This is a genomic window from Agrococcus citreus (genome assembly GCF_039527715.1).
Taxonomy (GTDB): Bacteria; Actinomycetota; Actinomycetes; order Actinomycetales; family Microbacteriaceae; genus Agrococcus; species Agrococcus citreus.
Map to the genome: position 1 here is coordinate 788976 of NZ_BAAAKK010000005.1, position 24969 is coordinate 813944.

At 73.4% G+C, this 24969-nt stretch carries 27 protein-coding genes and 1 tRNA gene; 17 read left to right on the forward strand and 11 right to left on the reverse strand.

Annotated elements, in window-relative coordinates:
* The first annotated feature begins 50 nt into the window (after positions 1–50).
* Genes ABD106_RS12665 through ABD106_RS12680 form a run of 4 tightly spaced genes read left to right on the forward strand, consistent with a single transcriptional unit; the run spans position 51 to position 3737 of the window.
* On the forward strand, positions 51–650 hold the full coding sequence (locus ABD106_RS12665; RefSeq protein WP_343920888.1) for a TetR/AcrR family transcriptional regulator: 600 nt from the start codon (positions 51–53) through the stop codon (positions 648–650).
* Positions 650–1861, forward strand: a complete 1212-nt coding sequence (locus ABD106_RS12670; RefSeq protein WP_343920889.1) for an alanine racemase — start codon at positions 650–652, stop codon at positions 1859–1861. The genes ABD106_RS12665 and ABD106_RS12670 overlap by 1 nt, the downstream gene beginning before the upstream one ends.
* 16 nt (positions 1862–1877) lie before the next feature.
* Positions 1878–3170, forward strand: coding sequence for a D-arabinono-1,4-lactone oxidase (locus ABD106_RS12675; protein ID WP_343920891.1), 1293 nt, complete (start codon positions 1878–1880; stop codon positions 3168–3170).
* A gap of 18 nt (positions 3171–3188) precedes the next feature.
* Positions 3189–3737, forward strand: coding sequence for a LemA family protein (locus ABD106_RS12680; protein ID WP_343920893.1), 549 nt, complete (start codon positions 3189–3191; stop codon positions 3735–3737).
* A 1-nt stretch (position 3738) separates the two neighbouring features.
* Here ABD106_RS12680 and ABD106_RS12685 read toward each other — a convergent pair whose 3' ends face one another.
* Entirely contained in the window at positions 3739–4968 is a 1230-nt protein-coding gene (locus ABD106_RS12685) for a winged helix-turn-helix domain-containing protein (RefSeq protein ID WP_343920895.1), read from the reverse strand.
* A gap of 145 nt (positions 4969–5113) precedes the next feature.
* Between ABD106_RS12685 and ABD106_RS12690 the strand changes: the two genes are divergently transcribed.
* Together ABD106_RS12690 and ilvA are read left to right on the forward strand one after the other, a co-directional pair.
* The gene (locus tag ABD106_RS12690) at positions 5114–6190 is read left to right on the forward strand and encodes an AI-2E family transporter (RefSeq protein WP_343920897.1); all 1077 of its coding nucleotides are present in this window, start codon (positions 5114–5116) and stop codon (positions 6188–6190) included.
* Complete coding sequence (gene ilvA / locus ABD106_RS12695) at positions 6187–7458, forward strand: threonine ammonia-lyase (protein ID WP_343920899.1); 1272 nt, start codon at positions 6187–6189, stop codon at positions 7456–7458. The genes ABD106_RS12690 and ilvA overlap by 4 nt, the downstream gene beginning before the upstream one ends.
* A gap of 62 nt (positions 7459–7520) precedes the next feature.
* Here the strand turns inward: ilvA and greA are convergent, their stop codons facing one another.
* On the reverse strand, positions 7521–8009 hold the full coding sequence (greA, locus tag ABD106_RS12700; protein WP_343920901.1) for a transcription elongation factor GreA: 489 nt from the start codon (positions 8007–8009) through the stop codon (positions 7521–7523).
* 55 nt (positions 8010–8064) lie between these two features.
* Entirely contained in the window at positions 8065–8457 is a 393-nt protein-coding gene (locus ABD106_RS12705; protein ID WP_343920903.1) for a DUF4307 domain-containing protein, read from the reverse strand.
* 86 nt (positions 8458–8543) lie between these two features.
* On the opposite strand from ABD106_RS12705, the gene mca reads away from it, so the two are divergent.
* Both mca and ABD106_RS12715 read left to right on the forward strand, forming a co-directional pair.
* On the forward strand, positions 8544–9398 hold the full coding sequence (gene mca, locus ABD106_RS12710; protein WP_343920905.1) for a mycothiol conjugate amidase Mca: 855 nt from the start codon (positions 8544–8546) through the stop codon (positions 9396–9398).
* A complete protein-coding gene (locus tag ABD106_RS12715) occupies positions 9398–9679 on the forward strand; it encodes a hypothetical protein (protein ID WP_343920907.1) in 282 nt (93 codons plus the stop codon). Before mca ends, ABD106_RS12715 begins: the two co-directional genes overlap by 1 nt.
* A 24-nt stretch (positions 9680–9703) precedes the next feature.
* Here ABD106_RS12715 and ABD106_RS12720 read toward each other — a convergent pair whose 3' ends face one another.
* Entirely contained in the window at positions 9704–10096 is a 393-nt protein-coding gene (locus ABD106_RS12720; protein ID WP_343920909.1) for an Rv3235 family protein, read from the reverse strand.
* A gap of 136 nt (positions 10097–10232) precedes the next feature.
* Here ABD106_RS12720 and ABD106_RS12725 point away from each other — a divergent pair, with 136 nt between their 5' ends.
* Entirely contained in the window at positions 10233–10799 is a 567-nt protein-coding gene (locus ABD106_RS12725; protein ID WP_343920911.1) for a hypothetical protein, read from the forward strand.
* A gap of 18 nt (positions 10800–10817) precedes the next feature.
* On the opposite strand, the gene ABD106_RS12730 is transcribed toward ABD106_RS12725, so the two are convergent.
* Positions 10818–11066 (reverse strand): helix-turn-helix domain-containing protein, encoded by a 249-nt coding sequence (locus ABD106_RS12730; RefSeq protein WP_343920913.1) that lies wholly within the window; start codon positions 11064–11066, stop codon positions 10818–10820.
* A 106-nt stretch (positions 11067–11172) separates the two neighbouring features.
* Between ABD106_RS12730 and ABD106_RS12735 the strand changes: the two genes are divergently transcribed.
* From ABD106_RS12735 to ABD106_RS12745, 3 genes are read left to right on the forward strand one after another with little or no spacing between them, the layout of a single operon-like run.
* Positions 11173–11784 carry a hypothetical protein gene (locus ABD106_RS12735; RefSeq protein ID WP_343920915.1) on the forward strand — a complete coding sequence of 204 codons (612 nt, stop codon included), beginning with the start codon at positions 11173–11175 and terminating at the stop codon, positions 11782–11784.
* Positions 11781–13031, forward strand: a complete 1251-nt coding sequence (locus ABD106_RS12740) for a CpaE/TadZ family protein (protein WP_343920917.1) — start codon at positions 11781–11783, stop codon at positions 13029–13031. Before ABD106_RS12735 ends, ABD106_RS12740 begins: the two co-directional genes overlap by 4 nt.
* A 52-nt stretch (positions 13032–13083) precedes the next feature.
* Positions 13084–14592, forward strand: coding sequence for a sensor histidine kinase (locus ABD106_RS12745; protein ID WP_343920919.1), 1509 nt, complete (start codon positions 13084–13086; stop codon positions 14590–14592).
* A 66-nt stretch (positions 14593–14658) separates the two neighbouring features.
* Here ABD106_RS12745 and ABD106_RS12750 read toward each other — a convergent pair whose 3' ends face one another.
* On the reverse strand, positions 14659–14907 hold the full coding sequence (locus ABD106_RS12750) for a WhiB family transcriptional regulator (protein WP_021010012.1): 249 nt from the start codon (positions 14905–14907) through the stop codon (positions 14659–14661).
* A 139-nt stretch (positions 14908–15046) separates the two neighbouring features.
* Between ABD106_RS12750 and ABD106_RS12755 the strand changes: the two genes are divergently transcribed.
* Positions 15047–15445, forward strand: coding sequence for a hypothetical protein (locus tag ABD106_RS12755; protein ID WP_343920927.1), 399 nt, complete (start codon positions 15047–15049; stop codon positions 15443–15445).
* A 6-nt stretch (positions 15446–15451) separates the two neighbouring features.
* Here ABD106_RS12755 and bcp read toward each other — a convergent pair whose 3' ends face one another.
* Entirely contained in the window at positions 15452–15922 is a 471-nt protein-coding gene (gene bcp / locus ABD106_RS12760) for a thioredoxin-dependent thiol peroxidase (protein ID WP_343920929.1), read from the reverse strand.
* Between the two features lie 96 nt (positions 15923–16018).
* Between bcp and ABD106_RS12765 the strand changes: the two genes are divergently transcribed.
* Positions 16019–16094 (forward strand) — tRNA-Lys (locus ABD106_RS12765).
* 470 nt (positions 16095–16564) lie between these two features.
* On the opposite strand, the gene ABD106_RS12770 is transcribed toward ABD106_RS12765, so the two are convergent.
* The 4 genes from ABD106_RS12770 to ABD106_RS12785 all read right to left on the reverse strand — a co-directional run bounded on the left by ABD106_RS12770 (position 16565) and on the right by ABD106_RS12785 (position 19238).
* The gene (locus tag ABD106_RS12770; protein ID WP_343920931.1) at positions 16565–16810 is read right to left on the reverse strand and encodes a hypothetical protein; all 246 of its coding nucleotides are present in this window, start codon (positions 16808–16810) and stop codon (positions 16565–16567) included.
* 52 nt (positions 16811–16862) lie between these two features.
* Complete coding sequence (locus ABD106_RS12775) at positions 16863–18086, reverse strand: pyridoxal phosphate-dependent aminotransferase (RefSeq protein WP_343920933.1); 1224 nt, start codon at positions 18084–18086, stop codon at positions 16863–16865.
* A 67-nt stretch (positions 18087–18153) separates the two neighbouring features.
* Positions 18154–19017, reverse strand: a complete 864-nt coding sequence (locus ABD106_RS12780) for a carbohydrate kinase family protein (protein ID WP_343920935.1) — start codon at positions 19015–19017, stop codon at positions 18154–18156.
* Complete coding sequence (locus ABD106_RS12785; protein ID WP_343920937.1) at positions 19014–19238, reverse strand: hypothetical protein; 225 nt, start codon at positions 19236–19238, stop codon at positions 19014–19016. The genes ABD106_RS12780 and ABD106_RS12785 overlap by 4 nt, the downstream gene beginning before the upstream one ends.
* Before the next feature lie 100 nt (positions 19239–19338).
* On the opposite strand from ABD106_RS12785, the gene ABD106_RS12790 reads away from it, so the two are divergent.
* Genes ABD106_RS12790 through ABD106_RS12800 form a run of 3 tightly spaced genes read left to right on the forward strand, consistent with a single transcriptional unit; the run spans position 19339 to position 24895 of the window.
* Positions 19339–19923: a TetR/AcrR family transcriptional regulator gene (locus ABD106_RS12790; protein ID WP_343920939.1), complete on the forward strand. Its 585-nt coding sequence runs from the start codon at positions 19339–19341 to the stop codon at positions 19921–19923.
* A complete protein-coding gene (locus ABD106_RS12795) occupies positions 19923–22838 on the forward strand; it encodes an MMPL family transporter (protein ID WP_343920941.1) in 2916 nt (971 codons plus the stop codon). Before ABD106_RS12790 ends, ABD106_RS12795 begins: the two co-directional genes overlap by 1 nt.
* On the forward strand, positions 22835–24895 hold the full coding sequence (locus ABD106_RS12800; RefSeq protein ID WP_343920943.1) for a hypothetical protein: 2061 nt from the start codon (positions 22835–22837) through the stop codon (positions 24893–24895). The genes ABD106_RS12795 and ABD106_RS12800 overlap by 4 nt, the downstream gene beginning before the upstream one ends.
* Positions 24896–24969: the final 74 nt, after the last annotated feature.

Genomic DNA, 24969 nt, shown 5'->3' on the forward strand with positions numbered 1-24969 from the left:
GTACGCTTGACCCGGACGCTTGTCCAAGTCAGGTCGAGGTCGGAGGCAGCGTGGCACGGACATCGGCGATCGAGCGCCGCGGGCAGCTCATCGAGGCCGGCCTGCGCGTCATCGCGCGCGAGGGGATGCACGGCGCGACCGTGCGGGCGATCGTCGCCGAGGCCGACGTGCCGCTCGCGACCTTCCACTACGTGTTCGCCTCCCGCGAGGAGATGATCGGCGAGGCCTACGCGTACATCGCGGTGCAGCCCGACGACAGCCTCGCGGGGCTCGTCCCCGACGGCGCCGCGCCCGAGGACGCGGTCCGGGCGCTGCTCATGCACTGGCTCGAGCGCTTCCTGCAGCACCCCGAGTACGAGCTCGCGATCATGGAGATCATGGCGTTCTGCACCCGCACGCCGGCGCTCGCCCATCTGCCCGCGCAGGTGCAGGAGGGCTACCTCGAGCTCGTGGTCGCTGCGATCGAGCTGCTGCGCGAGCGCTTCGAGGTCAGCGCCGCCCCCGGGGCGCGCGACGTCGCGACGCTCCTCATCCACGTCACCGACGGCATCACCTACTCCTGGCTCCGGACGCGCGACTCCGACGCGTCGCGGCGCATGATCGACGCCGCCGTCCCCGCGCTCACCGCCGCCGTGATGGGACGCGGCTGATGCTGCTGCTCGACGAGGCCGCGCCCTGGCACGCCGACGGCCACTGGCAGCGGATGGATGCCGCGACCGCCGCGATCGACGGGCCGTTCGCCGCGCTCTCGCTCGAGGCACTCGCGCACAACGCGCGCAGCATGGTGGCGCGATCGGCGGGCACGACGCTGCGGGTCGCCACGAAGTCGGTGCGCAGCCGCGCGGTGCTCGACGCGGTGCTGCGGCTCCCCGGCTTCGCCGGCGCGCTCGCCGCGACGCTGCCGGAGGGCCTCTGGCTCTCGGAGACCGTCGACGACGTGCTCGTCGGCTACCCGACCGTCGACCGGGCCGCCCTCCGCGCGCTCGCGGGCGACGAGCGGGCGCTCTCGCGCGTGACGCTCATGGTCGACAGTCTCGAGCACCTCGACGTCGTCGATGACGCCGCGCCCGGCCATCCGCCCATCCGCGTCGCGCTCGAGCTCGACGCGTCGTTCCGGCTGTGGCCGGTCCGCGCGGGCGTGCGGCGCTCGCCGCTGCGCGAGCCCGAACGGCTGCGAGCGCTCGCCGAGGCCGTCGTCGCCCGACCGGGCTTCACGCTCGTCGGGCTCATGGCCTACGAGGCGCAGGTCGCGGGCGTGCAGGACGCCCGTCGACGCGGCCTCGCCCCGCCCGTGGTGCTGCGGACGATGCAGCGGCTGTCGGTCGCCGAGCTGCGCGAGCGGCGCGGCGCCGCCGTCGGCGCGGTGCGCGAGGTGGCAGCGCTCGAGTTCGTGAACGGCGGCGGCACCGGGTCGATCGAGCTCACCGCTGCCGACCCCTCGGTGACCGAGATCGGCGCCGGCAGCGGGCTCTTCGGGCCGCACCTGTTCGACGGGTACCGGCGGTTCTCACCGGCGCCGGCGCTCGCCTTCGCCCTGCCGGTGGTGCGCAGACCCGGTCGCGGCTGCGTGACGCTGCTCGGCGGGGGATGGATCGCCTCCGGACCGCCCGGACCCGACCGCGAGCCCATCGTCGCGTGGCCCGAAGGGCTGCGGATCGACCCGCAGGAGGGCGCCGGCGAGGTGCAGACGCCCGTGCTCGGAGCGGCGGCCGACCGGCTCGCGCTCGGGGACCGCGTGTGGATGCGCCACGCGAAGTCGGGCGAGCTGTGCGAGCGCACCGACGTGCTGCACGTCGTCGCCGGCGATCAGGTCGTCGAGAGCGTGCCCACGTATCGTGGTGAGGGCAGGAAGCTGCTGTGAGCTCGGGAGGCGACGCGTGACGTGGAGGAACTGGGCCAGGTCCCAGTCGGCTGAGCCCCGCGAGGTGCACGCACCCGTCACCGCCGAGGACGTGCAGCACGTCGTCGAGCGCGTGCGGGCGCGCGGCGGCACCCTTCGGCCGGTCGGCAGCGGACACTCCTTCTCTGGCGCCGCGCGTCCCGACGACGCGCAGCTCTCGGTCGACGGCCTCGCCGGGCTGCTCGGCGTCGACCCGGAGCGCCGCCGCGCGACGCTGCTCGCGGGCACGAAGCTGCGCGAGGTGCCCGCGCTGCTCGCGCCGAGCGGGCTCGCGATGGACTGCCTCGGCGACATCGACTCGCAGACCATCGCCGGCGCGATCTCGACCGGCACGCACGGCACGGGACTGCGGCATCCGTCGATCGGAGCGACTGTGGTCGCGGCGACGCTCGTGTCGGGCACGGGCGAGATCGTGCGCGTGAGCGAGACCGAGCGGCCAGAGCTGCTGCCGGCGGTGCGGCTCGGGCTCGGCGTACTGGGCGTGCTCGTCGACGTCACGCTGCAGTGCGTGCCCGCGTTCGCGCTGCAGGCGGTCGAGACGACGCTCGGCCTCGACGCGGTGCTCGACGACTGGATGGGCCTCAACGAGCGCACCGACCACTTCGAGCTCTACTGGTTCGCCGCCACCCGGCTCGCCGCCACGAAGTCGAACACGCGGGTCGAGGGTCCGCTGCGGCCGCGATCCACCGTGGGGAGGTTCCTCGACGAGCGGGTGCTCACCGACGTCGGCCATCGGGCGCTGCTCGGCGCCGCGGCGCTCGTGCCGGCGCTCGCGCCGTCGGTGAACACGCTCGCGGCGCGCGCGATGCCGCGCGGCTCGTTCACCGAGCCGAGCCACGACGTGTTCACCGCGCCGCGGGCCGTGCGGTTCCGCGAGCTGGAGTACGGCCTGCCCATCGCGGCGGTGCCCGAGGCGCTGCGCGAGATCGACCGCGCACTGCGGCGCGCCGACCTCGTGCTCACCTTCCCGTTCGAGGCGCGCGCGAGTGCCGGCGACGACGCGCACCTGTCGACCGCGCACGGGCGCGACACCGGCTACATCGCGGCCCACCGCTGGTGGCGGGAGGACCCGCGCCCGCTGTTCGACATCGTCGAGCCGATCCTGCTCGCCCACGACGGTCGACCCCACTGGGGCAAGCTCCACTCGCTGCGCGCGCCCGAGCTCGCCGAGCGGTTCCCCGGGTTCTCGGACTTCCTCCGGGCTCGCGACGAGCTCGACCCCGACCGCACGTTCGCGAGCAGCTGGACGCGGCGAGTGCTCGGCGACTGAGCCGCTTACAGTGGATGCATGGACACGCTGACCGTCATCTGGATCGTCGTCGGTGCCCTCGTCGTCGTCGCGATCATCGGCGCGATCTGGGTGGGCAGCGCGCTCGCCTCGATGCGGCGCCTGAGCGCCTCGGTGGACGAGCGCTGGCGCGCCCTCGCCTCCACTCTCGAGCGGCGCCGAGCGGTCGCCGCGCCGCTGCTCGCGACCGCGGCGGAGCCGCAGCGCGAGCAGGCCGACCGGGCGTTCTCCGCGCTCGAGGGAGCGCTGCTGCCCGGCTCGAAGGCCGAGGCGGAGGCCGAGGTGCAGCGCGTGCTCCGGCCGCTCGTGCACGCCGCGGCGTCGCAGCCGCTCGGGTCGCAGGCCGCGGACGCCCGCACCGCGCTCGCCGCGCTCGACGACGAGGCGCAGGCGCGTCGCCGCGACTACAACACCGGTGCGCGCGAGCTCAACGCCAAGGGGCGTCGCTTCCCGACGTCGCTGTGGGCCAACGCCGCCGCCGTGCCGCGGCAGTTCTTCGAGGTCGACCAGACCGGCGCGGTCGCCGAGCCGCCCCGCATCCAGTTCTGAGCTAGACCCTCGGCAAGGCCCCCGCCACCTCCCGCGCCCACGTCCCCGGCCCCGCGACCTCGACGCGCTCGAGCCCCTGCCACCCGGCCGCCTCCTCGAGGACGGGCGCGAGTCGCGCGGCGAGCTCGTCGGCTCGGTGCGCCTGGTGCGGCTCGATCGTCGCGTGCTGCACGCGCAGCACGCCCGCCCGCCGGTCGCTCTTGAGGTCGACGCGGCCGACGAGCTCGTCGTCGACGAGCACCGGCAGCACGTAGTACCCGTGGCGGCGCTCCGCCGCTGGCGTGTAGATGCTGATGCGGTAGGCGAAGCCGAAGAGCCGCTCGGCGCGCGGCCGGTGCCAGACGAGCGGGTCGAAGGGCGAGAGCAGTGCCGTCGCGCGCACGCGCCGCGGCCGTCGCGCGCCCGCCCAGAGCCAGGCGGGCCGGCCCCAGCCCTCGACGTCGACCGGCTCGAGCGTGCCGTCGTCGACGAGGTCGTCGACCGCCGCCTTCGCGTCCTTGACGGGCAGCCGGTGGTAGTCGGCGAGGTCGTCGAGGGTCGCGACGCCGTGCGCCTCGGCGGCGCGCGCGACGAGGATGCGCTGCGCGTCCTCGCGCTCGAGCTCGACCTGCGCCGCTGCCGGCAGCACCCGGTCGGCGACCGCGTACTGGCGCTCGAACCTCCTGCGCCCGGCGGTCACGAGCGCACCGCGCCGGAACAGCACCGCGGTCGCCCAGTACGCATCCGACTTGTTCCACCAGCCGCCCGGCAGCCGCTCGTGCGCCGGATGCTCCATGTCGCTCGGGCGCATCGGCCCGCGCTCGGCGAACTCCGCGAGCACGCCGTCGATGAGCGAGGCGTGCTCGGCTGCCCATCGCTCGTCGCTCGCGCGCATCGGCTGCCGGCGCTTCCACGCCCACAGCGGCCAGTCGTCGACGGCGATGACGGCCGCCTCGTGCGCGACGTACTCGGTGTAGCCGCTTAGGCGCGGACGGCGCGGGTGGTCGTGGTGCAGCAGGCGGTCGAGCGCCGTCCGGTCGTAGGGTCCGAGCCGCGACAGCAGCGGCAGGTAGTGGCTGCGCTCGAAGACGTTGACGGAGTCGAGCTGCAGCAGCCCGAGCCGCTCGACCGCGCGCTCGAGCGTGCGCGTGCCCGTGCGGCCGCGCTCGCCCGGCACGGAGCCGTCGAGGAAGCCGGCGGCGATCGCGACGCGGCGGGCCTGGGCGGCGGACATCCTGGCAGGAGCTGTCACGCGCCGCAGGCTATCAACGGCCACCGACGCATGCGCCGGGCGTCACAGCGGTGCGCCGTAGGATCGCAGGATGATGCTCCGACGGCCTCGCATCGAGGTGCCACCCGCGTCCGCGCGCGCCGCGGACGCGCTGGTGCCTCGCGGCATGCAGGTCGCCGGAGCGTGGGCGTGGCGCTTCGTCGCGATCGCCGCCGCCGCCGCGATCGCCCTGTGGCTCGTCGTGCAGTTCCGCATCGTCGTCATCCCGGTGCTCGTCGCGGCGCTGCTGACGGCCCTGCTCCTGCCCGCGGTCGACGCGCTCGTGCGCGCTCGGTGGCCGCGCGGGCTCGCCGTCGCCCTCGCGATCCTGTCGCTGCTCGTCGCGGTCTCGGGCCTCGGCTGGCTCGCGATCGCGCAGATCCGCGGCGAGTACCCGGTGCTGCAGGAGCGCGCCGTCGACTTCTGGTCCGAGACGCAGGCGTGGGTCGTCTCGCTGCCCTTCGGCATCGACCAGGCCGATCTCCAGTCATCGGTCGAGGGGGTGCTCGAGACCGTGCGCGACGACCTCTCCTCGATCGTCTCGAGCGCGCTCTCAGTGGGGTCCTCGGTCGGCCACTTCCTCGCGGGCGCGGTGCTCACGCTCTTCGCGCTCATCTTCACGCTCGCGGACGGCCGCCGCATCTGGCGCTGGATCCTCGGCGTGCTGCCGGAGCGCGCGCGTGCCGCGACCGACGGGGCGGGCCGGACCGGCTGGGTGACGCTCGGCAACTTCGTCCGCGTGCAGGTGCTCGTCGCCTTCATCGACGCCGTCGGCATCGGCCTCGGCGCCTTCATCCTGGGCCTCTTCTTCGAGGGCGGCACGCCGCTCGTGCTCCCGATCGCCATCCTCGTCTTCCTCGGCTCCTTCATCCCCATCATCGGCGCCGTCGTGACGGGCGCCATCGCCGTGCTCGTCGTGATGGTGTCGTTCGGCCTCTGGCCCGCGGTCATCATGCTCGGCATCGTGCTCCTCGTGCAGCAGATCGAGAGCCACGTGCTGCAGCCGCTCATCATGGGCACCGCCGTGAAGGTGCACCCGCTCGCCGTCGTGCTCGCGGTGGGCGCGGGCTCGACGATCGCCGGCATTGCGGGCGCCTTCTTCGCCGTGCCCGTGGTCGCCTTCGTCAACAGCTTCATCACGACGGTCGCCTCGGGCTCGTGGCGCACGACGCCCCGACCGACCGTGGAGGACACGATCCGATGATCGATCGAACGACGCCCGAACCGACCGTCGAGGCGCGCGGCGCAGCGCTGCCGGGCCCGAGCCTGTCCGACTTCGAGGAGGCGCGCGAGCGGCTCCGCGGGATCGTGCAGGAGACGCCGATGGAGCGCTCGCGGTACTTGAGCGGCATCCTCGGCGCCGATGTGCTGCTCAAGTGCGAGAACCTGCAGCGCACCGGCGCCTACAAGATCCGCGGCGCGTACAACATGCTCTCCCAGCTCGACGCCGAGCAGCGCGAGCGCGGCGTCGTCGCGGCGTCGGCCGGCAACCACGCGCAGGGCGTCGCGTTCTCGGCCACCGAGCTCGGCATCCGCTCGACCATCTTCATGCCGCTCGGCGTCGCGCTGCCGAAGCTGCAGGCGACCCGCGACTACGGCGCCGACGTCGAGCTGCGCGGCATGGACTTCCAGTCGGCGCTGGCCGCTGCGATCGATCACGTCGAGCGCACGGGCGCCACGTTCGTGCCGCCCTACGACCATGCCCAGATCATCGCCGGCCAGGGCACCGTCGGCCTCGAGATCCTCGACCAGGTGCCGGATGTCGCGACGATCGTCGTGCCGCTCGGCGGCGGCGGGCTCGCCGCCGGCGTGGCATCCGCGGTGCGGCAGCGCGCCGCCCTGACGGGCCGCACCGTGCGGATCGTGGGCGTGCAGGCGGAGCGCGCCGCGTCGTTCGTCGACTCGCTCGCGGCGGGGGAGCCGACGACGATCGTCACCCGTCCGACCATCGCCGACGGCATCGCCGTCTCGCGCCCGGGCACCCTGCCGTTCTCGATCGTGCAGGCCGCGGTCGACGAGATCGTCACGGTCTCCGACGACGACATCGCGCGCGCGATGATCGTGCTGCTCGAGCGCGCCAAGCTGGTGGTCGAGCCGTCGGGCGCGGTCACGACGGCCGCGATCATGACGGGGCTCGTCACATCCGACGGTCCGACCGTCGCCGTGCTCTCGGGCGGCAACATCGACCCGCTGTTCATGGAGCGCGTGATCGCGCGCGGCCTCGCCGCCTCGGAGCGCTATCTCAACGTGCGGCTCGCGCTGCCCGACCGGCCCGGTCAGCTCGCGATCATCGCCCAGATCGTCTCGGACGAGCAGGCCAACGTCGTCGAGGTGCTGCACACGCAGCACGACACGTGGACCTCGATCGCCGACGTCGCGCTCGACATCTCCGTCACGACCCGCGGTCCCGAGCACGCGCAGCGCGTGCTCGCGGCGCTCCGCCGGGCGGGCTACGAGCCGCAGGTGCGATAGCCGCACCGACGACGACGAAGGGCCCCGCAGCCGACGCCGCGGGGCCCTTCGTCGTCGCGCGCCTAGCCCGCGTAGGTCTGGACGTCCTTGATCTCGACGTCGATCGTGGCGCCGTTGGGCGTCTGGTACGACGTCTTCGCGCCGATCTTCAGGCCGACGATCGCCGCGCCGAGCGGGCTCGCCTCGCTGTAGACGTCGAGGTCGTCGCCGGCCTCGTGGATCTCGCGGTTGCCCACGAGGAAGGTGGTCTCGTCGCCCGCGATCGTGGCCGTGACGACGGTGCCCGGCTCGACGACGCCGGATGCCTGGGGTGCGTCGCCGACCTTGGCGGTGCGCAGCAGCTGCGTGATCTGCGAGATGCGGGCCTCGATCTGCGCCTGGTCGTCCTTGGCGGCGTGGTAGCCGCCGTTCTCCTTGAGGTCGCCCTCGTCCCGAGCCTCTTCGATGCGCTTGGCGATCTCGGCTCGCACTGGCCCCTGCAGGTGCTCCAGCTCGCCCTGCAGGCGGTCGTAGGCCTCCTGGGACAGCCAGCTCTCCGTGGTGCCGTTCATGTGGTCTCCCGATATGCGAAGAACCGGCCCCGTGCGGGCCGGCTCGCGTGCCATCTTATGGCACCCAGCAGTCCGAGACCAATCCTGTCGTGGCCAGCTCGCTCGTGCGCACGTCCACGCGATGGCTGGAGGTGTGCGCGTCGGCGGGCGGGAGGTCGAGCTCGACCCAGCCGACGACGCCGTACGCGGTGTTGAGCGCCTCGACCGCGCAGCGCACCGGGGTGCCGGCGTCGACCGAGACCTCGAAGGTGACGGCGACGGTGGAGTCGTCCTCGATCACGTAGCCGATCGTGCGCGACTGGAGCTGCGTCGAGGCGGGATCGGTGCCGACCCACCACACCCACGCGACCGCGATCAGCAGGATCCCGAGGCCGACGCTCCAGCCGAGCGTCCTCTCGCGCTGCGTGCGTGCGCGCGTGCGTCCGTAGCGTGCTGCGAGGTCGGTCATCGGAGCCTGTCGTGGGAGGATGGGAGCCTGCCCAGTCTAGTCGTCGCGCCGTCCGGTGCGGCCCGGCGGGCAGGGGAGGAGAAGCCGTGCGACGCCTGCTCGCCGTGCATGCGCATCCGGACGACGAGTCGAGCAAGGGCGCCGGGACCCTTGCCCGATATGCGGCCGACGGTGCCGAGGTGACCGTCGTCTCCTGCACCGGGGGCGAGAGCGGCAGCGTGCTGAACGAGGGCTTCGAGTCGAAGCATCGCGCCGCGCGCGACATGACCGGCCTCCGCCGCGTCGAGATGGAGGAGGCTCGGGCCGCGCTCGGCATCGACCATGTCTGGCTCGGCTACGTCGACTCCGGGCTGCCCGACGAGGGCGAGCCGCTCCGCGAGCTGTCGTTCGCGACGATCCCGCTCGAGATCTCGGGGCGCCCGCTCGTGCGGCTCATCCGCCGACTGCGCCCGCACGTCGTCGTCACGTACGACGAGACCGGTGGCTACCCGCATCCCGACCACATCCGCTGCCACGAGGTGACGATGTGGGCGGTCGAGCACGCGGCCGCGGGCCTGCCTGAGCTCGGCGAGCCCTGGGACGTGCCCAAGGTCTACTTCGACCGCAGCATGAGCGGGGCGCGGCTGCGCGCGCTGCTCGCGGCCGTCGAGGCGCAGACGCCGGACGACGACCGGCTGCCGTTCATGCGCGAGTGGGCGCAGCGGCTGGGCGAGCGCGGCGAGACGATGACGACGCGCATCGACGTGGGCGCCCACCTCGGCGCCCGCGACAGCGCGCTGCGCGCCCACGCGAGCCAGGTGGAGCCCGACTCGCGCTTCTTCTTCTGGCCGCACGAGCTGCTGCTCGGCACCTGGCCGACCGACGACTACGAGCTCGTGCGACCGCGAGCCGCGCACGCCGCGATGGAGGACGACCTGTTCGCGGGCGTCGAGGAGGACTGATGCACATCCTGGGCGCCGAGCCGCTGCCGTTCGACCCGAACCAGGTCACGCCGGGCGTGATCGGCTTCGCCGTCACTGCGCTCGTCGCCATCGCCATCATGCTGCTGATGTACGACTTCAACCGCCGCGTGCGCCGCATCAACGACCGCGCCGACGTCAAGGCGCGCATCGACGCTGAGCTCGCGGCCCAGCAGGCGGGGACCGAGCCGGCTCCCGACGGTGCGGCAGACGGTGCCGCCGCCGCTCCCGACGACGTGGAGCGCCCGAGCCCGAGCCCGTAGCGGCAGGAGGCGCAGCGGCCAGCATCACAGGACCGCGATCGCGGTCGCGCGCCAGTGGTCGTCGAGGCCCTCGAGCCGGATCGCGACGGCTCTCGAGCGGACGGCCGTGCGCACGACGACCGCGCCCTCGACGACCCCGTCGGCCGCATGGCAGGCGCGGACGCTGCAGATGGTGAAGCCGGGCACCGATCGGTCGCGCTGGGCGGCGCGAGCGCGCCGCGCGGTGAGCGCGCGCCCCGCGAGCATGTCGTAGGTCGGCTCGGTCACGAACCGCGCGATCTGCTGCACGTCGCGCACGCCGAGCAGGATCTCGATCACGCTCGTCGCGAGGTTCTCGAGCAGCCCGATCGGGTCGGGCAGGCCCTCGGACGAGCACGGTTGGAAGTCGAAGAACTCCTCCGCGTCCACGGTCGTCATGCGTCGTCGCGTCACTGCCGGCCCCCTCCGTGTGCGGGAGAAGATAGACCCAACCGCGAAGGTGAGGGGATGGGGCACTTCTGTCCTGTGGAGAACCCCGCACCCGCGCCATCGCGGCGCGATTAGATTCGCTCGCGTGCGCTTCGACGACCTGTTCGACGACCTCGAGAGCCAGCTCGAGGCCGAGCTCGGCGCCGAGCGTCGCGACCTGGAGGCCGAGGAGGAGCGCTTCCGCGTCGGCAGGCTCGAGCTGCGGGACCGCATCGCCGCCGCGCCCCGCCAGCTCGACCTGACGCTGCGCGGCGGCGCCCGACTCCGGCTGCGGCGGATGGCACTCGGCCGCGACTGGCTCAACGGCCTCGTGATCGAGGACGCGCCGGCCGAGACGGGCGCGCTCGTGCCGCTCCACGCCATCGCGACCGTCGCGCTCGACGCCGACGGCGCGGCCGGCTCGCTCCGTGCCGCCGGCGGGAGCGACCTCCAGGCGAGGCTGAGCTTCGCCTTCGCGCTGCGCGACCTCGCCCGCCGACGGGTGCCGGTGATCCTCGAGGGGTCGATGCCGCTCGCCGGCACGATCGACCGCGTCGGCCGCGACCACCTCGATCTGGCCGAGCACGAGCCGGGTCAGCCGCCTCGGCTGGGCACGGTGCGCTCGTGGCGCATCGTGCCCTTCCGAGCGTTCGACTGGGTGCGGTTGCCCTGACGCGCTCGGCCGTGGCTGTCAGCGTCCTCCGAAGAGGTCGGTGATGCTCGCCGCCTGCGCCTGGCGCCACAATCCCCGTCGCCGCTCGAGCTCGAGCTCGCGGTCGATCCACGCCTGCACCTCGTCGTCGGCGATCCGCCACGCGCCCCGCACGCGCAGCCCCCGCAGCTCGCCGGACTCGAGCAGCTCGGCGACCGCGGCCGGCGTGATGCCGAGCACGTCGGCGACGTCGGCGACGGCCAGGAATCGGCGTGCTTCGAACTCCATGGGCCCATTGTGGGCCAGCCGCGGAGAAGGCGGCGCGAGCCTGTGGAGAACTTCAGCGACCGACGTGCGCGACCTGCCACCGTGGTGCTCCGACGAGGGAGGACCCATGGCAGCGCGCCGCACCTGGCTGGATCCGAGGCTCGTGATCGGCGTCGTGCTCGTGCTCGCATCTCTCCTCGGCGTCTGGCTCGTCGTGCAGCAGTCCGCGCGGACCGAGGCGGGGTGGTCCGCGACGCGCACGCTGCTGCCGGGCGAGACGATCGCGGAGGGCGACGTGCAGCCGGTCGCCGTGCGGATGCCGCAGTCGCAGGACCGGTACCTCGAGGGCTCCGCCGACCCGGTGGGACTCATCGTGGCGGCGACGGTCGGCGAGGGGGAGGTGCTGCCGCTGCGCGCGGTCGGCAGTGCCTCGAGCGTCGACCGCGCGGCTGTCGTGATCGACCTCGAGAGCGCCTTGCCGCGGGCGGTGCGCGCCGGCGCGCTCGTCGACGTCTGGACGGCGACGCCGACCGACGACGGATTCGCGGCGCCGGCCGTGCTCGTGCACGACGCGATCGTCGCCGGGGTCGTCGAGGACGAGGGCATCCTCGCGACCGCGGCCGTGCAGCTCGAGCTGCTCGTGCCGCGCGACCAGACAGCTCTGCTGCTCGAAGCGGCATCGAACGAGCACGCGATGAGCGTCGTGCCGCTCGCGCAGCCGGTCGAGGCGTCGCCGTGATCGGGATCGCGGTCTCCGCGCCGCTCGAGCGCGAGGACGCGATCGTGCGCGAGGCGGCGCGCCATGGCCACCGGGTGGTGATCCGCGCGGCGACCGCGACCGATCTCGTGGAGCGCGTCGCAGCGCGGAGCCCCGAGGCAGAGCCGCGGATCGACCTCGTGCTCGTCGTGGCCGACGCCCGGCACGCGAGCCGGCAGCTCGTCGACGCGTGCGACGAGCGCGGCCTCCGGCTCGTCGCATTCGCCGACGACGAGGGCGAACGGGTGCGCGCGGCCACGCTCGGCCTCGACGCGGTCTCGTGGTCCGATGGCTTCGGCGCGATCGAGGCCGCCATCGCGCCGGGCGCGGCCGATCCAGGGCCTGATCGGCCGCGCGGTCGGGTCATCGCGGTGTGGGGGCCGTCCGGAGCGCCGGGACGCACGACTGCCGCGATCGCGCTCGCGGCCGAGCTCGCGCTGCTGGGCAGGCGGGTCGCGCTCGTCGACGCCGACACCACGAGCGCGGCCGTCGCGCCGTCGCTCGGCCTGCTCGACGAGTCGCCCGGCTTCGCGGCCGCGGCGCGGCTCGCCCGCGCGGGCAGCCTGACCGTCGATGAGCTCGACCGGATCGCGCAGGCGGTGCCGACCATGGGCGGTGTCGTGCAGGTGCTCACGGGCATCGGGCGGGCGAGCCGGTGGCCCGAGCTCGGCGGCGAGCGGGTGGCCGAGGTGCTCGCGCGCTGCCGCGACTGGGTCGACGCGACCGTCGTCGATGTCGCGGCGAGCCTCGAGCGCGACGAGGAGATCTCGAGCGACCTCTTCGCGCCGAGGCGCCATGCTGCGACGATCGCGACGCTCGAGGCGGCCGACGACGTCGTCGTGATGGCGGGCGGGGATCCGGTCGCGGTCGCGCGCCTCGTGCGCGCGCTGCCCGAGCTGCGGGAGGTCGCGCCGCAAGCGCGGGTGCGCGTCGTGGTGAACAAGGTGCGGCCGGGTGCCATCGGCGTCGCGCCGGAGCGCGCGGTGCACGAGACGCTGCGGCGGCTCGCGCAGGTGACGCCCGAGGCGTGCTGGCCGTTCGACGGCCGCGCCGCCGACGCGGCGCTCCTCGAGGGGAGGCCGCTCGTCGACGTCGCCGGTCGCTCGAGGCTGCGGCGGCGGGTGCAGGAGCTCGCCGCGACGCTCTCGCCCCAGCCGGTGCCCGTCAGCCGCGCATCGCTGCGGGCCGCCGAGCGGCCGCGGCGCTCATGGCGGGCGGCGCTGCGCTGATGCGGGAGGGACGCTGATCCGGCACCGAGCGCACCGGCGCTAGGCTGACCCGGTGACGAGCCTGACGTCGATCGCCGAGCGCTACGGCAGAATGAGCGAGCAGGACCTGCGATGGCTGCACCGCCTGGTGGCGGACTTCCAGCTGCTGGCCGACCTCGCGATCGGCGACATCGTGCTGTGGCTGCCCACCGGCGACGACGACGGCTACATCGCCGTCCAGCACGCGCGCCCCGCGGGAGCGGCGACCCTCTTCTACCGCGACATCGTCGGGCAGCCGGTGCGCAACTCGTGGCGCGAGCAGGTCGGTCGCGCCTTCGAGGAGGGTGTGACGCTCGACGCCGACTCGCCCGAGTGGGGTGTCGAGACCGACGCGAAGGTGAAGGCCTTCCCCGTCCGGCGCCGGGAGGCGGAGCCGTCGACGGCCCTCGTGGAGCAGCCCATCGCGGTCGTCACGCGGCACGCCAACCACGCCGACACCCGCAGCGCGGGCCGGCAGGAGCGCACGTTCCGTGAGTGCGCATCCGAGCTCTTCCGCATGATCGCCGACGGCGACTTCCCCGACCAGGCGGCGCCGAGCGGCCCGCGGCGCGGGGCTGCCCGCGCGTCCGACGGACTCATCCGGCTCGACCAGGCCGGCACGGTGACCTTCGCGAGCCCCAACGCGCTCTCGGCCTTCACCCGCCTCGGCTTCCCGGGCGAGCTCGAGGGGGAGTCGCTCGCCGAGATCACCACCGAGCTCATCGACGACTCGCACGAGGTCGACGAGGCGCTGCCGCTCGTCGTCACCGGCCGGGCGCCGTGGCGCACCGACATCGAGACCCGATCGGTGACGCTGTCGCTGCGCGCCGTGCCGCTGCGGAGCGGCGCGGCTCGGCTCGGCGCGATCGTGCTCGTGCGCGACGTGACCGACCTGCGCATGCAGGAGCAGACGCTCATCACGAAGGACGCGACGATCCGCGAGATCCACCATCGCGTCAAGAACAACCTCCAGACGGTGGCGGCGCTGCTGCGCATCCAGTCGCGACGCACGAAGAGCGTCGAGGCGCGCACGGCGCTGCAGGATGCGGAGCGACGGGTGTCGTCGATCGCGGTCGTCCACGACACCCTCTCGGAGGGGCTGAGCCAGTCGGTCGACTTCGACGCGGTCTTCGACCGATCGATGAAGCTCACGAGCGAGCTCGCCTCGATCCACGGGGCACGGGTGCGCACCGAGCGGATCGGCTCGTTCGGCGTGCTGCCGAGCGGCTATGCCACGCCGCTCGCCCTCGCCCTCACCGAGCTCGTCACCAACGCCGTCGAGCACGGCCTCGTCGGGCGCCAGGACGGACTCGTCCGGATCACCGCGAAGCGGGCCGACGGCTGGCTGACGGTGCAGGTGTGCGACAACGGCGCCGGGCTGCCGCCGGGCAGGGTCGGCGCCGGGCTCGGCACGCAGATCGTGAAGACCCTCGTCACCGGTGAGCTGTCGGGCACCATCGACTGGGGTGCCCGTGCTGTGGAGGGCACCGAGGTCACCGTGAAGGTGCCGATCTCGTACATCCGCGAGGACGACGAGGCCTGAGCGAACCGCTCGCCGCACACAGAAGCGGGGCCGCCTTCCGGCGACCCCGCTTGCATCCGTGCTGCGTCAGCCCGCGCGGCGGGCGCGTGCGGCGCGACGCTTGAGCGCGCGGCGCTCGTCCTCGGAGAGGCCGCCCCACACGCCGGAGTCCTGGCTCGTCTCGAGTGCGTACTGCAGGCACATCTCGGTCACCGGGCACGTCGCACAGACAGCCTTCGCCTTCTCGATCTGCTCGAGCGCCGGTCCGGTGTTGCCCACCGGGAAGAACAGCTCGGGGTCCACCGTGAGGCAGGCAGCGTCATCACGCCAATCCATACATGTGCTCCTTGTACATTGGAGGGGGGAGGTCGCGCTTCGCGAGAGAGTCGCGGCGCGGAAGTCTTCGGGCGCTGCAGCGCTGCTGCCCGACGTCCTATGGTTTCACAGCGCCCCCAGAGAGGCAAGGGTCACTTCCGTGAGCGAAGGTTCTGAAGCACGTCCGCGGACGGCGACATGGACGGCCGCGATCCTCCTCGTGGAGGCGCTCGGCATGCTCGCGGTCGCGGTCTGGCTGACCATCGGCGCCCTCGGCGATCCGGTCGAGCACATCGCCGGCGGCTTGTTCCTGGCGGTGCTCTGCGCGGCTGCCGCGGCCTTCCTGCTCGCGGCGGGGCGCGCGATGCTCGACGGCCGAGCATGGTCGCGCAGCGCGACCGTCGTCTGGCAGGTGCTGCAGCTCGGCGTCGGGTTCGGCACCTTCGACGGCGGCGAGGGCCCGGTCCCGCTCGCGCTCGTGCTCGTCGGCCTCTCGGCCGCGGGATTCGTGCTCGTGCTGCGGCGCAGCGTCACGGGTTGGCTGCGCCGCGAGCAGTGATCGCCGTCAGCCGCTGAACGCGAGCCGCTTGTCGAGCATCTCGAGGTGGCCCTTGGCGCGCGTGCTGTAGAAGGCGTGGGTGATGATCCCCGCCTCGTCGATGACGAACGTCGACCGGCGCACACCCTGCACGATCCGGCCGTAGCTGTTCTTCTCGCCGAACGTGCCCCACGCGAGGTGCACAGCGAGGTCGGCGTCGCTCAGCAGCGGGAACGGGAGCGCGTCGAGCTCGCTCGCGCGCGCGAGCTTCTCGACGCTGTCGCGCGAGATGCCGAGCACCGTGTAGCCGTGCCGGCTGAGGTCGGGCAGGGCGTCGCGGAAGTCGCACGCCTGCTGCTTGCAGGCGGAGGTGAGCGCCTCAGGGTAGAAGTAGACGATCACCCGACTCCCGCGTAGCGACGCGAGCGAGACCTGCTCGCCGTGCTGGTCGGGCAGGGTGAAGTCGGGCGCGGGCATGCCGGGAGCGAGGTGCGTCATCCCCTCCATCCAACCAGCGTCGGGCGCCGCTGGGCGCAGGCGCCGAGGTCGTGCTACGCTTGATCCTCGGTAGCGACACTGCGGTGGAGCGGCCATGCACCTCTAGCTCAATTGGCAGAGCAGTTGACTCTTAATCAATTGGTTCCGGGTTCGAGTCCCGGGGGGTGTACCAGCAAGGCCCGGTCAGGAGCGATCCTGACCGGGCCTTCGTCGTTCTCGGCGTCCAGCAGCTCGTCCATCGACGACCGCGACGGCACGGAGGCGACGCACCCGACGAGCCTGCCGGGCATTCGTCGTCGGGCCGCCGCCTCGGGCGGCTACGGTCCGGGTGCCGGGGGAGCCGCCGAGACGGGCTCTTCGACCAGCTCGGGATTGCGGCGGAGGATCGCCCATCGCAGGACGAAGACGCCGACCGCGACGATGAGTGCGAAGGCGACGACTGCGGCGGGGACGAGCAGGATCGCCGGGTCGAGCAGCGTGGCGAGGGGTGCGGAGGAGTGAAGGTCGGTGAGACCTGTGACGGTGGCGTGGGGGAGGGCGAGGATCTCGTCGGCCCCGGAGACCGCGTTGACGACGTTCGGAACTTGATGTTCGGCTATGTCCCAAATGTAACCCAGGTGGGGGACACCCCGCGACCGTCGATCAGAAGATGCGCTCCCATGCGCCGTCCAGCAGCATCAGCACGATCGGCTCACCGTCGGCATCGCGTCCCGCGAGCCGCACGTAGGTGAGCGTCTCGATCGCGACGAGTCGCTCGAGCGGGACGTCGGGCGTCTCGCCCCACGATCGCAGGCTCTCGTGATCGGTGGCGAGGGTGGCGAGCTGGAGCAGGATGCGAGCGATCTCCTCTTCGGAGTGGACCGTTCGCGAGGGCCGGGATGTTTCCACCGTCGAACAGTAGTGGGGTACAAACCGCTCCGCACAATCGGCGCGCGCGCCGCTACTGCCGGTACGCGCTGAGGAAGCTCCCGATGCGGTCGACGGCGTCGACGAGGTCGCGCTTCCAGGGCAGCGTGACGATGCGGAAGTGGTCGTTCGTCGGCCAGTTGAAGCCCGTGCCGTGCGTGATGAGGATCTTCTCCTGCCGCAGCAGGTCGAGCGCGAACTGCGCGTCGTCGTGGATCTCGTGCACCTCAGGATCGAGCCGCGGGAACGCGTACAGCGCGCCCTTGGGTGTCACGACGCTCACGCCAGGGATGCGGTTCAGGCCCTGCACGGCGGCGTCGCGCTGCTCGAGCAGCCGGCCGCCGGGGAGGATGAGATCCTCGATCGACTGGTGGCCGCCGAGCGCGACCTGGATGCCGTACTGGGCCGGCACGTTCGGGCACAGTCGCGTGGAGGCGAGCAGCGTCAGGCCCTCGAGGAAGCCCTTCGCGTGCTCCTTGGGGCCTGTGATCGCGAGCCACGCGGCGCGGAACCCGGCTGCGCGGTACGTCTTCGACAGGCCGTTGTAGGTGAGCACGAGCAGGTCGGGCGCGAGCGTCGCGATCGAGACGTGCTCGGCGTCGTCGTAGAGGATGCGGTCGTAGATCTCGTCGGCGAGGATCAGCAGCGAGTGCTTGCGGGCGAGGTCGACGATGCCCTGCAGCACCTCGCGCGAGTAGACCGCGCCGGTGGGGTTGTTGGGGTTGATGACGACGATCGCCTTCGTGCGCGGCGTGATCTTCGCCTCGATGTCGGCGAGATCCGGCGCCCAGTCGAGCCCCTCGTCGCACAGGTAGTGGATGGGCGTGCCACCGCCGAGCGACGTCATGGCCGTCCACAGGGGGTAGTCGGGCGCGGGGATCAGCACCTCGTCGCCGGCGTCGAGCAGCGCCTGCATCGTCATGGTGATGAGCTCGGACACGCCGTTGCCGAGGTACACGTCGTCGACCGAGAGCCGCGGGAAGCCCTCGACGTCCTCGTAGCGCGTGACCACCGCGCGCCGGGCGGAGAGGATGCCCTTCGAGTCGGAGTACCCCTCCGCGAGCGGCAGGTTGGCGATGATGTCCTGCAGGATCGTGTCGGGCGTCTCGAACCCGAAGGGCGCGGGATTGCCGATGTTGAGCTTGAGGATGCGGTGCCCCTCCGCCTCGAGCCGCGCCGCCTCGGCGGCCACGGGCCCCCGGATCTCGTAGAGGACGTGCTTCAGCTTCGACGACTGATCGAGGGACTTGAGTGCCATTGCACCATGGTAGGCGGGCGGCCGCGGGCCACTCCGCCGCGGGTGGCGCGAGCGGCCCGGGAGTGCCTCAGCGGGGCAGCTGCAGCAGCCCGCCGGCGACGCGCGTCGTGGCGGCAGCGACGGCCATCGCGCGCTCGAGCGGGGCGGCCCATCCGCCCGTGTGCTCGCCCGCGAGCACCGATGCGGCGAGCGACGCGAGCACGCTGTCGCCCGCGCCGATGGTGTCGACGATCGGCTCGTGCAGCTCAGGCACGAACGCGTCGATCCAGCCCTGGGCGGTGGCGAGCGTCGCGCCGTCCGGTCCGCGCGTGATCGCGACTGCACCGGCGCCCGAGCCGAGCCACCTCGATGCGGTCGCACTCGCGTCCTCGCCGTAGACGAGCTCGGCGTCCTCGTCGCTCAGCTTCACGAGCAGCGATCTCGACGCGAGCAGGTCGAGCCCCGCCGCGAAGCGTGCGACGGCGCCGGGCTCGCGCAGGTACGCCGGTCGGGCGTTCGGGTCGAGCATGAGGCGCTCGCGAGCGCCGGGGAGGGCCGCGAGCGGCGCGACCTGTGCCTCGTGCTCGAGCGCGAGGCACGAGACGAGCACGAGCGGCGCCGACTCGAGCGCCGCGCGCTGGTCGCGCAGCTCGACGAAGCGCGACGTGCCCGCGGCGTTGAACTCGTAGCGCATCGTGCCGCCGTCGCGAACGGCGGTGGCGACGGCGGTGCCGCGCGGTGCTGCGGTCGCGACGAGCTCGACGCCGTGCGCCGCGCAGTGCTCGCGCACGAGCCGGCCGGCCTCGTCGTCGCCGACCATCGCGATGAGCTGCGCCGGCACACCGAGCCGCGACAGCCCCACCGCGACGTTGAGCGCTGCGCCGCCGACGATCGACGCGCCGTCGACCTCGTCGACCAGGGCGTCGCCGACGACGACGACGCGGTCGGTCACTTGCGCTTCGCCGCCTTCTTCAGCTCGCGCTCGAGCTCGTCCTGGCGGATGGCGTCCTCGCGCTGGTTCACGGCGCCGAGTGCGAGGGCGACGCCGATCGCCCAGCTGGCCCAGAGCAGTCCGAGGCGCCAGTCCCTCGGGCCCTGCTTCGTCGCCTTCGCCACGCCGATGGCGCCGGCGATCGAGCCCAGCACGCCGGGGTTGAACAGGTACTTGCGCATGATGCCTCCTCGTCGCGAACAACCTACCGGCGAGTGCTGAAGAGCAGCCTCCTGACCGATCGGTCGACTTCTGACCGATCGGTCAGTATGCTGGTGGATCGTGACCACTCGCGACACCCTCGTCCAGGCGGCGCTCGAGCGCTTCGCCCGCTTCGGCTACCTGGGCTCATCGATCCAGCAGATCGCCGACGACGTCGGCACCTCGAAGTCGTCGGTGCTGTACCACTTCGACTCGAAGGAGGCGCTGCTCGAGGCGGCGATGGCGCCCGCCCTCGACGCGCTCGCGACCCTCATCGATGCGCTCCCGCAGCTGCGCGACGACAAGGTCTCGGCCGCCCCGGCGCTCGTCACGGGGTTCGTCGACACGCTCATGCAGCACAGCGCCGCCGTCTCGATCTTCATCAGCCAGCGCGGCGCCCTCCAGCAGGTGCCGGTCATCCAGCGCGGCAACGAGATCGTCGACGCGATCGCCCGCACCCTCGTGCTCGAGGCCCCCTCCACCCGAGTGCTCACGCGCCTCTCGATCGGCCTCGCCGGCGTCGCCTTCATCCTCGGCGATGCGCTCGACGACTCGCACGAGCACCCCGATCCCGCCGAGATGCGCGAGATCCTCATCGACACCCTCCTGGAGCTCTGCATGCCCGCCATCGTCCCCGCCGCAGCCACGACCGGTCGGGACGCCTGATGGCCACCTGGCTCTCCCGCGTCGGCGCCGCATCCATGCGCCGCGCCTGGCTCGTCATCGTCGCCTGGGCCGCGCTGCTGGGCGGCGTGCTCGGTGGCGCCTTCGCGCTCGGCCCCAACATGCAGGAGTCGTTCGCCATCCCCGGCACCGAGTCGCAGGAGGCGCTCGACCACCTCGCGAGCGTCTTCCCCCAGGTCGCCGGCTCGTCGGTGCAGATCGTCTTCCAGGCGCCCGAGGGCGAGCTCGTCGAGGACCACCGCGACGCGATCCAGCAGCAGGCGACCGAGATCGCTGGCGTCGACGACGTCGCGAGCGTCGTCGAGCCGTGGAGCGAGTACGCCTCCGCGCAGATCTCCGACGACGGGCGCTTCGCCTACACGCAGGTGCAGTTCGAGCCGCAGGGCTCCGGCGCGAAGCCCGCTGGGCTCGCCGACCTCGTGGCGACGGCGGATTCCCCTCGGGCCGACGGCCTGACCGTCGAGTTCGGCGGCCAGGTGTTCCAGGCCACGAGCGTGCCCATCTCGTGGGTGGAGGGGCTCGGCGTGCTGTTCGCCGGCGTCGTGCTGTTCGTGACGTTTTGGTCGTTCCTCGCCGCGGGGCTGCCGCTGCTCACCGCGCTCATCGGCGTCGGCATCACGATGGGCGGGGTGCTCGGCGCATCGGCGCTCATGACGGTGTCGAACTCCGCGCCGCTCATGGCGCTCATGATCGGCCTCGCCGTCGGGATCGACTACGCGCTCTTCATCCTCCACAAGCACCGCACGCAGCTCGCGCGCGGCATGGGCATCGTCGAGTCGGGCTCGCTCGCCGTCGGCACCGCGGGCACGGCTGTGCTCTTCGCGGGCCTCACGGTCGTCATCGCGCTCGTCGGCCTGCTCATCGTGGGCATCCCGTTCCTCTCCGTCATGGGCATCGGCGCCGCCGCGTCGGTCGCGATCGCCGTCGCGGCCGCCGCCACGCTGCTGCCGGCGATCATGGCGCTGCTCGGCGAGCGGCTGCGGCCCAAGGCCGGCAGCCGCGCCGCCCGGCTCGCGGAGCGCGACGTCGACGCGTCGCCCACGCTCGGGATGCGGTGGGTGACGGGCATCACGAAGCGGCCCGTGCTCGCGATCGTCGGCGTGCTCGCCGTCGTCGGCATCGCTGCCGTGCCGGCCGCGAGCCTCGAGCTCGCGCTGCCCGACAACGGCCGCGAGGCGCGCGGTTCGACGCAGCGCATCGCCTACGACCTGCTGCAGGAGGGCTTCGGCGACGGCACGACCGGCCCGCTCGTGGTGATGGCCGACATCACGCAGGTGACCGACATCCTCGGCGTGCTGGACGACATCTCGGCCGACCTCGAGGAGATCCCCGGCGTCGACCGCATCGGCAGCGCCTTCCCCGACGAGACCGCGGACACCGCGATCATCCAGGTGATCGCCGAGACCGGCCCGACCGATCACGCGACCGCGGAGCTCGTGCGCGCCATCCGCGACGCGGCGCCCGACATCGAGGCGGCGCACGACACGCCCATCTCGGTCACCGGCGCGACCGCCGTGCAGATCGACGTGTCGCAGCGGCTGCAGGATGCGCTGCTCCCGTTCGGGCTCGTGGTCGTGACGCTCGCGATCGTGCTGCTGCTGCTCGTCTTCCGCTCGATCCTCGTGCCCATCACCGCGGCGATCGGCTTCGTGCTCTCGGTGCTCGCCGCCTTCGGCACCGTCGTCGCCGTCATGCAGTGGGGCTGGGGTGCCGAGCTGCTGCACGCGGAGGCAGGCCCGATCCTGTCGTTCATGCCCGTGCTGCTCATGGCGGTGCTGTTCGGCCTTGCGATGGACTACCAGGTGTTCCTCGTCTCGGGGATGCGCGAGGCCCACGCGCACGGCCACAGCGCCGTGAGCGCGGTGCGGCACGGCTTCGCCGCCAACGCCCGCGTCGTCACCGCGGCGGCGCTCATCATGTTCTTCGTCTTCTTCGCCTTCGTGCCCGAGGGCATGGCGATGATCAAGGCGATCGCGCTCGGCCTGGCCGTGGGCGTCGCGGTCGACGCGTTCCTCGTGCGCATGACGCTCATCCCGGCGGTCATGACGCTGCTGGGGGAGCGGGCGTGGTGGCTGCCGCGCTGGCTCGACCGCGCGCTGCCCGACATGGACGTCGAGGGCGAGAGCCTCGGCCGCCACCGCGCTGCTCTCGCGTGGGCGGCGGATGCCGGCGGTCACCTCGCGCTCGACCGCTTGCGGCCCGAGATCGATCACGACCTGCCCGGCAGCGCCTCGTGGACCGTCATCGCGCCGCGCGGCGCGGTCGTGCGGCTCGACGCACCGTTCGTCGACCGCCAGCGGCTCGTGCACGCGCTGCTGGGGGACATCCCCGCTCGCGGGGGCGCGCACGTGGGAGGTGCCGCGCTGCCCGGCGACGTCAGCACGCTGCGCACGCGCATCGGGCTCGCCGACCTCGACCTGCTCGGCGTCGGCGGGCACGGCGAGTCGGCGCACGACGCCGCGCGCGGCGCCCTCGCGCTCCGCTCGCCCTTCGCGATCGGCCCCGTGCTCGACCGGCGCGCGACCGCGCTCGTCGAGCGGGCGGCCGCCGCGGCCGGCACGCCGATCGACGCCTCGGCGCCGCTCGCTCGCCTCGCGCCGCTCGAGCGTGCCGCGGTGCTGCTCGCGATCGCGATGGAGCGCGGCCCGAGCCTGCTGTGGATCGACGGAGCCGCGGGCGCCCCCGCCGGCGTCGCTCGCGTCGCGGCGAGGCTCGCGGGCGACGACGTCACGATCGTCACGAGCGAGCGCTCGCCCGAGGCCCACGGGCGCGCGGCGATCGACCTCGCGCCCGCCGACGCGGCCGTCGAGGACCGCGCCACCGCATCCGACTCCGATCAGACCGACACCGACGCGGCGCCCACCGAGGCGCTCGCGACCACGGGAGCAGACCGATGACCACCGCTACGGGCCTCAAGAAGGCCGTCGCCCTGACGGCCGCGGCCGCCACACCCTTCGCGATCGCGGCGTTCGCCGCCTGGTCGATGGGACCGGCCGCCGACGGCGAGCGCGACGTGCCCGCAGCGGTCGTGAACCTCGACGAGCTGCTCACGACGACCGCGGAGGACGGCACCGAGTCGACGATGTTCGCCGGCCGCCAGGTCGTCACCGACCTCGTCGCCGACGATGCCGACGGCTTCGACTTCCGCATCCTGAACGCCGACGACGCCGCTGCGGCGCTCGCCGACGGCACGGTGCACGCGGTGGTCACGATCCCGGAGGACTTCTCGCGGCGCGTCACGAGCCTGCAGGGCGACGACCCCCAGCAGGCGGGCATCGAGATCGTCACCGACGCGTCGAGCGATGGGCTCGCGACGGGTCTCGCGACCGAGACCGGGGAGTCGATCGTCGCGTCCTTCGGCGACCTCGTCACCTCGGGCTTCATCTCGGGGCTCTACGGCGGGTTCGGCACGCTCGCCGAGCAGCTGGGCAGCGCGGCCGACGGCGCGGATGCGCTCGGCTCGGGCGGTACGGAGCTCGCGACCGGCCTCGGCGAGCTCGCCGATGGCGTGGACCAGCTCGCCGACGGCGCGGGCGGCGCGCAGGACGGCGCGGCGCAGCTCGCGGCCGGCGCCGACCAGCTCGCCGACGGACTCGGCGCCGCGGCGACCGGCATCGGCGGGATCGCCGACGGTGCCGGCGCGCTCAGCGACGGTGTCGACCAGTACTCGCGCGGCGTCGACAGCTTCGCCGGCGGCGTGCAGCAGGCCGTCGCCCAGCTCGATGCGGGGCTCGCGGGCGCGGCCGACGCGGGCGGCATCGGCCAGCTCGAGCAGTCGATCGACGCATCGGCGGGGGCAGCGGCGCAGCTCGTGCAGCTGCTCGAGGCCGACCCGAACGATCCGGCCGCGCTCGCGACGGCGCGCCAGCTCGCGGGCGGGCTCGGCCAGCTCGGGCAGCAGGACATCGGCGGCCAGCTCACCGCCGGGCTCGGCCAGGCGACCGCGCCGCTCTCGCAGCTCTCGGGCGCGGCGTCGCAGATCGTCGCGGCCGGGCCCGGGATCCGCAGCGGAGCGTCGCAGCTCGCCGATGGCGCCGCGCAGCTCGACGCGGGCTTCGGCGCCTCGGTCACCGGAGCGCGCCAGCTCGCCGACGGCACCGCGGCGCTCGGCGACGGTCTCGGCGAGCTCGAGTCGGGCGCGGTCCAGCTCGCGGCCGGTGCGCGATCGGCGCAGTCGGGCGCGACGCAGCTTGGCGACGGCGGCGGCGAGCTCGGCGACGGGCTGCGCGAGGGCATCGCGGCGATGCCGCAGCTGAGCGACGCCGAGCTCGAGAACCTCTCGGACGTCGCGACGAACCCGGTCGGCTTCGACCTCGAGGAGCGGAACGCGCTCCCGAGCGGCGAGGCGCGCATCGCGGCGCTCGCGGTGCCGATCGGCCTGTGGCTCGGGGCGCTCGCCCTCGTGCTCGTGCTCGCCCGCTCCGCTCGTCGCATCGCGGCGTCGGCGGAGTCGGACGGTCGCGTGCTCATGACCATGCTCATCCGCTCGTCGTGGGTCGTCATCGCGCAAGCGGCGCTCGCGACGCTCGTCGTGCACGGCATCGGCGGGGTCTCGTGGGCCTCGGCGCCGGCGACGCTCGCGATCGCGCTGCTGTTCGGCGGCGTCGCGACCCTGCTGCACGTCGCGTTCGTCTCGTGGTGGGGCGCCGCCGGCGCGATCGTCTCGGTCGTGCTGCTCGGCCTGCAGGCCGTCGCCGCCGGGGGCATCGTGCCGCGCGACGTGCTCGGCCCGGGCTTCGATGCGATCGCCCCGGTGCTGCCGATGACGCCCGCGGTCGACGCGCTGCAGGCGATCGCGGCGGGCACCGGCGGCGCGGGCGGCGCGGCGGTCATGCTCGTGCTGTGGCTCGGCGGCGGCCTGGTCGCGGCGTTCCTCTCGCTTCGCGGAGCGCGCCGACGAGCGACGGGGGAGCGCGTCCGCGCGCTCGAGGCGCTCGCTCCCGCGACCGCCTGACGGCGGGGCTCGGCCCTGCTCCTGCAGGCCCTCCCGCCGCGCACAGCACGAGAGGCCGCCGCCGTCGATACGCT

Bases quoted from the DNA above. Each gene is read 5' to 3' on its own strand.
- ABD106_RS12670 (WP_343920889.1), top strand. From the start codon at position 650: ATGCTGCTGCTCGACGAGGCCGCGCCCTGGCACGCCGACGGCCACTGG.
- ABD106_RS12680 (WP_343920893.1), top strand. From the start codon at position 3,189: ATGGACACGCTGACCGTCATCTGGATCGTCGTCGGTGCCCTCGTCGTC.
- ABD106_RS12690 (WP_343920897.1), top strand. From the start codon at position 5,114: ATGCAGGTCGCCGGAGCGTGGGCGTGGCGCTTCGTCGCGATCGCCGCC.
- ilvA (WP_343920899.1), top strand. From the start codon at position 6,187: ATGATCGATCGAACGACGCCCGAACCGACCGTCGAGGCGCGCGGCGCA.
- greA (WP_343920901.1), bottom strand. From the start codon at position 8,009: ATGAACGGCACCACGGAGAGCTGGCTGTCCCAGGAGGCCTACGACCGC.
- ABD106_RS12705 (WP_343920903.1), bottom strand. From the start codon at position 8,457: ATGACCGACCTCGCAGCACGCTACGGACGCACGCGCGCACGCACGCAG.
- ABD106_RS12715 (WP_343920907.1), top strand. From the start codon at position 9,398: ATGCACATCCTGGGCGCCGAGCCGCTGCCGTTCGACCCGAACCAGGTC.
- ABD106_RS12720 (WP_343920909.1), bottom strand. From the start codon at position 10,096: ATGACGACCGTGGACGCGGAGGAGTTCTTCGACTTCCAACCGTGCTCG.
- ABD106_RS12730 (WP_343920913.1), bottom strand. From the start codon at position 11,066: ATGGAGTTCGAAGCACGCCGATTCCTGGCCGTCGCCGACGTCGCCGAC.
- ABD106_RS12735 (WP_343920915.1), top strand. From the start codon at position 11,173: ATGGCAGCGCGCCGCACCTGGCTGGATCCGAGGCTCGTGATCGGCGTC.
- ABD106_RS12750 (WP_021010012.1), bottom strand. From the start codon at position 14,907: ATGGATTGGCGTGATGACGCTGCCTGCCTCACGGTGGACCCCGAGCTG.
- bcp (WP_343920929.1), bottom strand. From the start codon at position 15,922: ATGACGCACCTCGCTCCCGGCATGCCCGCGCCCGACTTCACCCTGCCC.
- ABD106_RS12775 (WP_343920933.1), bottom strand. From the start codon at position 18,086: ATGGCACTCAAGTCCCTCGATCAGTCGTCGAAGCTGAAGCACGTCCTC.
- ABD106_RS12785 (WP_343920937.1), bottom strand. From the start codon at position 19,238: ATGCGCAAGTACCTGTTCAACCCCGGCGTGCTGGGCTCGATCGCCGGC.
- ABD106_RS12795 (WP_343920941.1), top strand. From the start codon at position 19,923: ATGGCCACCTGGCTCTCCCGCGTCGGCGCCGCATCCATGCGCCGCGCC.
- ABD106_RS12800 (WP_343920943.1), top strand. From the start codon at position 22,835: ATGACCACCGCTACGGGCCTCAAGAAGGCCGTCGCCCTGACGGCCGCG.